9 protein-coding genes and 1 pseudogene are annotated in these 8,123 nt (G+C 38.5%); 4 read left to right on the plus strand and 6 right to left on the minus strand.

Annotated elements, in window-relative coordinates:
- Nucleotides 1–107, minus strand: a pseudogene (locus C1642_RS19270) (arsenical-resistance protein); the annotation flags it as partial.
- Between the two features lie 98 nt (nucleotides 108–205).
- Nucleotides 206–535 carry an ArsR/SmtB family transcription factor gene (locus C1642_RS12260; RefSeq protein ID WP_004841448.1) on the minus strand — a complete coding sequence of 110 codons (330 nt, stop codon included), beginning with the start codon at nucleotides 533–535 and terminating at the stop codon, nucleotides 206–208.
- Between the two features lie 84 nt (nucleotides 536–619).
- On the opposite strand from C1642_RS12260, the gene arsC reads away from it, so the two are divergent.
- Entirely contained in the window at nucleotides 620–1,048 is a 429-nt protein-coding gene (gene arsC / locus C1642_RS12265; RefSeq protein WP_000138010.1) for an arsenate reductase (glutaredoxin), read from the plus strand.
- 68 nt (nucleotides 1,049–1,116) lie between these two features.
- On the opposite strand, the gene C1642_RS12270 is transcribed toward arsC, so the two are convergent.
- The 3 genes from C1642_RS12270 to C1642_RS12280 all read right to left on the minus strand — a co-directional run bounded on the left by C1642_RS12270 (nucleotide 1,117) and on the right by C1642_RS12280 (nucleotide 4,007).
- Nucleotides 1,117–1,278 carry a DUF1427 family protein gene (locus C1642_RS12270; RefSeq protein ID WP_000784879.1) on the minus strand — a complete coding sequence of 54 codons (162 nt, stop codon included), beginning with the start codon at nucleotides 1,276–1,278 and terminating at the stop codon, nucleotides 1,117–1,119.
- 57 nt (nucleotides 1,279–1,335) lie between these two features.
- The gene (locus C1642_RS12275; RefSeq protein ID WP_103236388.1) at nucleotides 1,336–3,210 is read right to left on the minus strand and encodes an amidohydrolase; all 1,875 of its coding nucleotides are present in this window, start codon (nucleotides 3,208–3,210) and stop codon (nucleotides 1,336–1,338) included.
- Nucleotides 3,211–3,320: 110 nt separating this feature from the next.
- A complete protein-coding gene (locus C1642_RS12280) occupies nucleotides 3,321–4,007 on the minus strand; it encodes a hydrolase (RefSeq protein WP_001043294.1) in 687 nt (228 codons plus the stop codon).
- 195 nt (nucleotides 4,008–4,202) lie between these two features.
- Here C1642_RS12280 and C1642_RS12285 point away from each other — a divergent pair, with 195 nt between their 5' ends.
- Nucleotides 4,203–5,093 (plus strand): LysR family transcriptional regulator, encoded by an 891-nt coding sequence (locus C1642_RS12285; protein WP_000375416.1) that lies wholly within the window; start codon nucleotides 4,203–4,205, stop codon nucleotides 5,091–5,093.
- Between the two features lie 38 nt (nucleotides 5,094–5,131).
- On the opposite strand, the gene C1642_RS12290 is transcribed toward C1642_RS12285, so the two are convergent.
- Nucleotides 5,132–5,881 (minus strand): GntR family transcriptional regulator, encoded by a 750-nt coding sequence (locus C1642_RS12290; RefSeq protein ID WP_103236389.1) that lies wholly within the window; start codon nucleotides 5,879–5,881, stop codon nucleotides 5,132–5,134.
- 396 nt (nucleotides 5,882–6,277) lie between these two features.
- On the opposite strand from C1642_RS12290, the gene C1642_RS12295 reads away from it, so the two are divergent.
- Together C1642_RS12295 and C1642_RS12300 are read left to right on the plus strand one after the other, a co-directional pair.
- Nucleotides 6,278–7,747 (plus strand): NCS1 family nucleobase:cation symporter-1, encoded by a 1,470-nt coding sequence (locus C1642_RS12295; protein ID WP_096640962.1) that lies wholly within the window; start codon nucleotides 6,278–6,280, stop codon nucleotides 7,745–7,747.
- Nucleotides 7,744–8,123: aspartate/glutamate racemase family protein (locus C1642_RS12300; protein WP_171304706.1), on the plus strand; the 380-nt coding region annotated here is incomplete at its 3' end. The genes C1642_RS12295 and C1642_RS12300, both read left to right, overlap by 4 nt.

Genomic DNA, 8,123 nt, shown 5'->3' on the forward strand with positions numbered 1-8,123 from the left:
ACAGATGCCTGAGGAAAGAAAACTCCAATCGCTAAACCTAAAGCCATTGCTATAAAAATCCATAGCGTCAGGTTTCGATCTAAAAAGGAAAGCCCTTGTTTGGTCATGTTCTACTCTAAGAAGAAATTAATTGCATTCAATACACAAGTGGCTAATACACTTATGCTAAATAAATCTGCATTTTCTAAGACAAAATCTAGGAAGATTAATCACAACATGTTGTCGTGATGAAAGGCTGATCTTGTTGTTTTACATTTGTCCCATTCTCGTCATTTTCTATCACCTTTAGAATATCTAAAGCCCAAACAGGTAAATCAGGATTTAAGCTGTAATAGACCCACTGGCCTTTTCTTTCATCCAATAATACGCCATGAGTTCGTAACAAAGCTAAGTGTCTGGAGATTTTCGGTTGGCTCAACTCAAGCTGTTCTGTTAGCTCACAGACACAAATATTTTGTTTATTTAGAACTAATTTAAGAATATTTAACCGAGTTTGGTCAGATAGACATTTAAAGAAATCGACTTGGTTGATCATATCTTCAACAGAATATATTCGTTATTGCAAATATACGGATATCCATATATAAATGCAATATCTTAATTCATCGATAAATTTGTCATGACTGAGCTAGTGAAGATTTACCATAACCCTGCTTGCGGGACCTCGCGCAATACATTGGCGCTTATTCGTCATGCAGGAATTGAACCTATCGTTATTGAATATTTGCAAACACCGCCAAGTAAAGATGAATTGATTCAACTCATTAAGGATTCGAACCTAAGTGTACGTGAAGCAATTCGTAAAAATGTTGAACCCTATAAAGATTTAGAGTTAGAACAAGACCATTGGACCGATGAACAGTTAATTGATTTTATGGTGCAATATCCAATTTTAATTAATCGCCCATTTGTGGTTACACCAAAAGGCACGCGACTTTGCCGCCCTTCTGAGATGGTACTAGACATTTTAGATTCACAAAACTTAGGCTATTTTGCAAAAGAAGATGGTGAAGTGATCATTGATGAACAAGGCCGTCGTTTAAAGTAATTGAAGATACTTATTAATATAAAAAGCTAAATGACATGGCACCATTTAGCTTTTTTGAATGAAACGGATTAAAAATAGGATTTGATAAAAGGAAGCAGTTGCTCTCCTATTACCATGCCTAATAAACCGACTAATGCAACAAGAGGTGGAGCTGGTGACTTAACATTTAAAACATAATATAAGACACCAACAAGCAACCCTACAGCCAAAGATAACAAGTACATTTTCATCGTACATACCTTAAGGAAACAAGCTATTTAATGAGGCAGGTTCCCATACTGTTTTATTTAAAATGCAAAACACGAGCACCCAAGTGTGCCCCAGAAAGATTTTTTGTCCTTATCATTTACAGGAACATCAAGCATCCAAGCGTGGCTGTGTCCATGCATTCCACAGCTACTAGCACATGCACACAATGCACTTTGTGACTGTAATGATTGATTCGATGGTGCATTACGGTTTTCAGATAAGCGCCACTGACCACCGAAGCGTTTTACTGGCGACCATGTTGGAGATGCTGGCGGTAACGGCGGATCGTCTTGCTTAAACTCTGCCCCTGCGTACACCACTTTTCCACCTAAAACAGTGAGTACAGACTCAATCCACTGGATATCTTCTGCTTCAACTTTAAAGTAGTCATCTGACAACACAACTAAGTCGGCAAGTTCCCCTGCTGTGAGTGAACCTTTGATATCTTTTTCACCTGAGAACCAAGCCGAACCTTTCGTCCAGAGTTTGAGGGCGGTTTGACGATCTAATAGATTTTTTTCATCATACAAAGGTAACCCACCTACTGTTTTACCTGTAGTCAGCCAATACAAACACACCCAAGGGTTATAAGATGCAACACGAGTCGCATCTGTTCCCGCACCCACAGGTACACCGAGTTCTAACATTTTCTTGACTGGTGGCGTTGCTTGGGCAGCTTCGGCACCATAGCGTTTTACGAAAATCTCACCTTGATATGCCATACGATGCTGAATCGCGATACCACCACCCAACGCACCAATACGTTCGATATTACGCTCAGATACAGTTTCGGCATGGTCAATAATAAATCGTGTCGCAAATGGCTGTTTTGAATTGACGCGCTCAAATACATTGAGTAACCGACTAATACTTTCATCATAGGTTGCATGAATACGGAATGGCCATTTCTTTTCAGCCAAGTGCTCTACGATGGCTTCGAGTTCACCTTCCATTTTTTCTGGTAAATCCGGACGTGGCTCATAGAAGTCTTCAAAGTCCCCCGCTGACCAAGTCAGGTTCTCGCCTGCTCCATTCATTCTAAATAGCTCATCACCATCGCCCGGAAATGTCATTTCGGTCCAGCGGCGATAATCATCAAGCTCTTGGCCTGCCTTCTGAGCAAATAGGTTATAAGCAATTCGAACCGTCATTTGATTTTGATCATGTAATTGTTTAATCACGTCATAATCTTCAGGGTAGTTTTGACCGCCACCACCTGCATCAATTGCTGAAGTAATGCCTAATCGATTTAATTCACGCATGAAATGACGAGTTGAGTTGATTTGGTCCTCAACTGGCAATTTCGGTGCTTTACCTAAGGTCGAATATAAAATCATAGCCGATGGCGTTGCGAGCAACAGTCCTGTTGGCTCACCTTTTTCATTTCGTACAATCTTGCCACCTGGCGGGTCCGGTGTGTCTTTATTAAAACCTAATACATCAAGGGCAGCTCGGTTCAACATGGCACTGGCGTATAAATGTAAAACGAATACCGGAGTATCTGGTGCAGCTTTATTAATTTCTTCTAAAGTCGGTAAACGCTTTTCAGCAAACTGGAATTCAGTCCAACCGCCTACTACACGAACCCATTGTGGAGCTAGCGTATTATCTGCTTGCTCTTTGAGTAAGCGTAATGCATCGGCAACGGATGGCACACCTTCCCAGCGCAGTTCCATATTGTAATTTAGACCACCACGAATAATATGCAGATGACTGTCATTTAGACCCGGTATAACGCGACGACCATTTAAGTCTACAACTTTACTTGTTGGAGTTGCGAGTTTCATAACCTCATCAGTTGTACCCGTGCGCACGACTTTACCATCTGCAATCGCTATTGCTTGTACTTCGGGGTTCTGAGGATCTAGTGTTGTGATTTTACCGTTTTTAAGTATGAGGTTTATTTCGGTCATTCTGAACTCCATTCTTGTGAATTATCGTTCTAAAAAAATAAAGGTATATCTGTATTAATATCACTTAAATATTGAATACTAGACATACCTTTACCTAAATCAGTACTGTTTTATTTTGCAGGAACTGGTGCAAGTACTTCATGTTTTGATGTTGTACGCTCAGGTGCCTTATGGACCATCGTATAGGCATAGTCCACACCCATACCATAAGCACCAGAATGCTCACGTACAATCGCCATAACTGCATCGTATGTATCACGGTGTGCCCAATCACGCTGCCATTCGAGTAATACTTGTTGCCAAGTTACCGGAACAACACCTGCCTGAATCATGCGTTGCATGGCGTAGTCATGTGCTTCTTTCGATGTGCCGCCTGAAGCATCTGCGACCATATAAATCTCATAATCGCCTTCAAGCATGGCGCCAAAAGCAAAGGTGTTATTGCACACTTCAGTCCACAAACCTGAAACAATCACTTTTTTACGATTATTTCTTGCAAGCGAATCCCGTACTTTTTGATCATCCCATGAATTCATTGAAGTACGTTCTAGTAAAGGAGCATCTGGAAATACATCTAAAAGTTCTGGGTAGGTATGACCAGAGAAGCTTTCAGTTTCAACTGTCGTAATCGTGACAGGAATATTGAATGTTTTAGCTGCTTTTGCTAACCCTACAGTATTATTCTTTAATACTTGGCGATCTATTGACTGTACCCCAAAAGCCATTTGCGGCTGGTGATCAATAAAAATAACCTGACAATTGGTTGGTGATAGTTGTTCTAAAAGTGATTTATTCACGTCTAAACTCCATTATTCATTATATAAGGCTTTTAAAATTGCCTACTGGTTATTATCAAAACAAATAAAAATGTAAAAACATAGACAGCAAAACAGCTCGAATCTGTATCCTGTATGGATACAATCAAATCAATGATTGCTTTTTAATTTTTATAGTTTAATCATGGATATATATTTTTTAATTTTTAGTTATCCATGGATCGATTAGACTGTATTTCCACTTTTGTAAGTGTCGTAGAACATGGGAATTTTAGTAGCGCAGCTAGAGCACTCGATATTTCTCGTGATTTGGTAGCCAAACGTGTTTGCTACCTCGAAAATGATTTAAAAACAACGCTATTAAATCGAACAACCAGACAAATGAATCTGACCAGTTGTGGGGAAAAATTTTACCAACATTGCAAGGTTATATTGAGTGAATTTGAATGGGCAACTTACGAGATTAGCTATAACCAGCAATATCCTGAAGGCGAACTCAAGCTCAATACGCCCATGTCTTTTAGCAACATTTTCCTTCAACATATCATTTCAGACTTTATTGAGAAATATCCCAGTATTAAAATTGATTTATTTATGACAGATCAGCTATTAGATGTGAATCAACACAAATTTGATCTGACCATACGCTTAGATGGATCTGCGCCAAGTTTGGCAAATAGTAAAATTTTAAATACCTATCAACGTTATTTATATGCAACACCTGAATATTTCAATCAACATGGATTACCTACTTCTTTAGAAGAACTTAAAGAACATAAGTTTCTAATTTACTATCAAGATAGCCGACATAAAAAATTGATTTTTCAAAAAGATCAGAAAGAAGTGTCTTTTAATTGTTTCCCTGTGATGACGTGTAATAATGGTGAACTATTATTGGATATGTGTTTGAAAGATCACGGTATTGTTTTTCTTCCAGAGTTTATTGCAGAGCCTTATTACAAAGAAGGTAAGTTACAGAAATGTTTGGAAGATTATACCAGTCAGCCACTTCACTTATATGTCACATGGCCAAATCGTAAGATTTTATCGAAGAAAGTAAAACTATTTATTGATTTTTTAACACATCAAATCATTCCCATAAAATAACCAATCTGGGCCTTTTCGACAGGAATTGGCCCAGATTTTTAATTAGTTTGAGGTGTTTCAATTTTCTTATTTTTAAATAAATTTAATAAATTTTGCTCGGCAGATACTGTACTGTTTTCTTCAATAAATGTGGTTGCGTAGTGTTCTAAATGTTCTTCCATCAATTGAGTTGCTCGTTTTTCATCACCTTGTTCAATGGCATCTAAAATTGCACGGTGTTCATCTGCCGAACAATTATTATGTTTTGGAATTTCATACAATCCAATTAATAACGAAGTCCTCGCAATAAGCGTCTGCAAATAACTGGACATGATCGAATTTTGATTAGCTTCAATCAGCTTTAAATGAAATTGACCTGATAGCTTAATCCACTCGGCCCAATTTCCAGCTAAACGCTCATGCGACTCTTGTTCTACCAAAATCCGAAGCTCACTAAAATCTAGGCGATGAGACTTTTGTGCTAGTTTTTTTACAGTGGCGATTTCCAGCATGCTGCGTGCTTCAAAGACTTCTTTTGTTTCATTTGCACTATGTTTTGCGATGAGTGCCCCACGATTGGGCTGAATTTCAATAACCTTATCATGTGCAAGTTTGACGAAAACACGTCTTAACACTCCTCGCGTTACACCAAATGCTTCACATAAAGGTGCTTCAACTAAACGTGCGCCCGGAGCGAGTTGTCGATTTAAAATAGCATCTACAATTGCGTTATATATATGGTCATCAATCTCATCATTGCTCATTTCTACGGCTTTTTTTGGTGCATTCGATGACATTGATTTCTCCATTTTTATTAATGTCTCCTCTTTTTAGAACTTTATCTAATGACAGTAGTGTAAGTTTAACTTAAGCGTTTGGAAATATTTCTCTCATTTTCACACCATCTATGCTGAGCTGAACAATTCAATATTAGATCTCTAAATATTCAGTTATACACCTAAATTTATTTGCTTTTTATAAAAAATTAAGTACGTCTCCGTTTATAAATCTCTCTCTTCATATTCCAAAATCATATCAAGCGAAATCACTCATCAATACTCCATCTCAAGTTTGGCATAACTTTTGCTCAATTAAAATTGTGCACAATTTAAATATCACATTGTACACAATTTTAATTTCATTCTTTTAGACAGAAAAACAATACTGCTGAAAGTGCCTCCATCTTAAGGAAGTGAGTGTTCAAGATGAATAATACCGAAGCAATAATTAAACCTTCTTATGATGCAAAACTGACAAATCAAGACTTAGCTCCTTTAAAAAAGCAAACATGGGGCGCTTATAATATTTTTGCCTTCTGGATGTCTGATGTTCATAGCGTCGGTGGTTATGTCATGGCTGGAAGCCTTTTTGCACTAGGGCTTAATAGCTGGCAGGTACTTCTATCTTTACTGATCGGCATTGCAATTGTTCAGTTTTTTACAAACCTCATTGCCAAGTCTAGCCAACAAACAGGTACGCCCTATCCTGTGATTTGTCGTGCCACTTTCGGTGTGCTTGGTGCAAATATTCCTGCTGTTATCCGGGGTCTTATCGCCGTCGCATGGTATGGCATTCAAACTTATTTGGCCTCAAGTGCATTCTTATTGGTCATTTTAAGGTTCTTTCCAGAATGGTCAGTCTATGCTGATGTTTCAACTTACGGCTTTCTTGGGCTTTCCTATTTAGGATGGGTTGGCTTCATGCTGCTTTGGTTACTGCAAGCGATTGTTTTCTGGTCTGGCATGGACAGTATTCGTAAGTTTATTGACTGGGCAGGTCCGGCTGTCTACGTTGTGATGTTTGCAATGGCAGTCTGGCTGATCTGGAAAGCTGGCTGGCAGAATATTGATTTAAATTTAAGTGGGGTTCAATACGACGGTTTTGCAGTTGTACCAGTCATGATTGGTGCTATTGCGCTTGTTGTCTCATATTTTTCAGGACCAATGCTGAATTTTGGCGACTTCTCTCGTTATGGTAAAAGCTTTAACGCGATTAAAATGGGGAACTTTCTTGGCTTACCAATTAACTTCTTAGGCTTTTCTTTACTTACTGTGGTGTGTATTGCGGCAACACTTCCAGTGTATGGAAAACTTATTACAGACCCTGTCGAGATGGTCGGTAAACTGGATAACACATTTGTAGTCATTTTAGGTAGTTTGACCTTAATGATTGCCACTATCGGAATTAATATTGTTGCTAACTTTGTTTCACCTGCATTTGATTTTTCTAATGTTTCACCGAGCAAAATTAGCTGGCGTATGGGGGGAATGATTGCAGCAGTAGGTTCAATTTTCATTACCCCATGGAATTTGTTTAATAACCCTCAAGTGATCCATTACACCATTGATATTTTAGGTGCATTTATCGGTCCACTTTTTGGTGTATTGCTCGCCGATTTTTACCTCGTTAAAAAACAGAAAATCGTGGTAGATGATTTATATACTTTAGATACCAAGGGTTTGTATTGGTACAAAAATGGTTATAACCACTCTGCTTTTTATGCCTTAATTCCAGCTTCATTAATTCCTATTCTCTGCGTACTTTTACCACAACTATCGGGGCTAGCTAATTTCACATGGTTTATTGGGATGGGATTCGGTTTTGTCATTTACCGATTTCTTAACCAACCGCTTGCCCATGCTAAATCGGCAATGACTAAGGTAAAAGTACAATGAAAATTAAAATTATTAATCCTAATACCACCCAAAGTATGACTGACAAAATTGCTGCATCAGCAAAGATAGTCGCAAATTCTGATACTCAAATTATTGCTATGAGTCCTCAAATGGGCCCTGCAACAATTGAAAGTTATTATGATGAAGCACTAAGTGCCGTAGGTGTGTTAGAGGAAATCCGCCAAGGTGAACTTCTAGATGTAGATGCTTATGTTATTGCCTGTTTTGGTGACCCTGCGCTTTATGCTGCCCGTGAAATGACGTCAGCACCTGTGATTGGCATTGCCGAAGCAGCTATGCGAACTGCAAGTTATGTCAGTACTGGTTTTAGTGTAGTCACGACATTACAACGCACAGTGAATATGAGCTGGCATCT

It is taken from the genome of Acinetobacter sp. AKBS16 (genome assembly GCF_002899995.1).
Lineage (GTDB): Bacteria > Pseudomonadota > Gammaproteobacteria > Pseudomonadales > Moraxellaceae > Acinetobacter > Acinetobacter baumannii.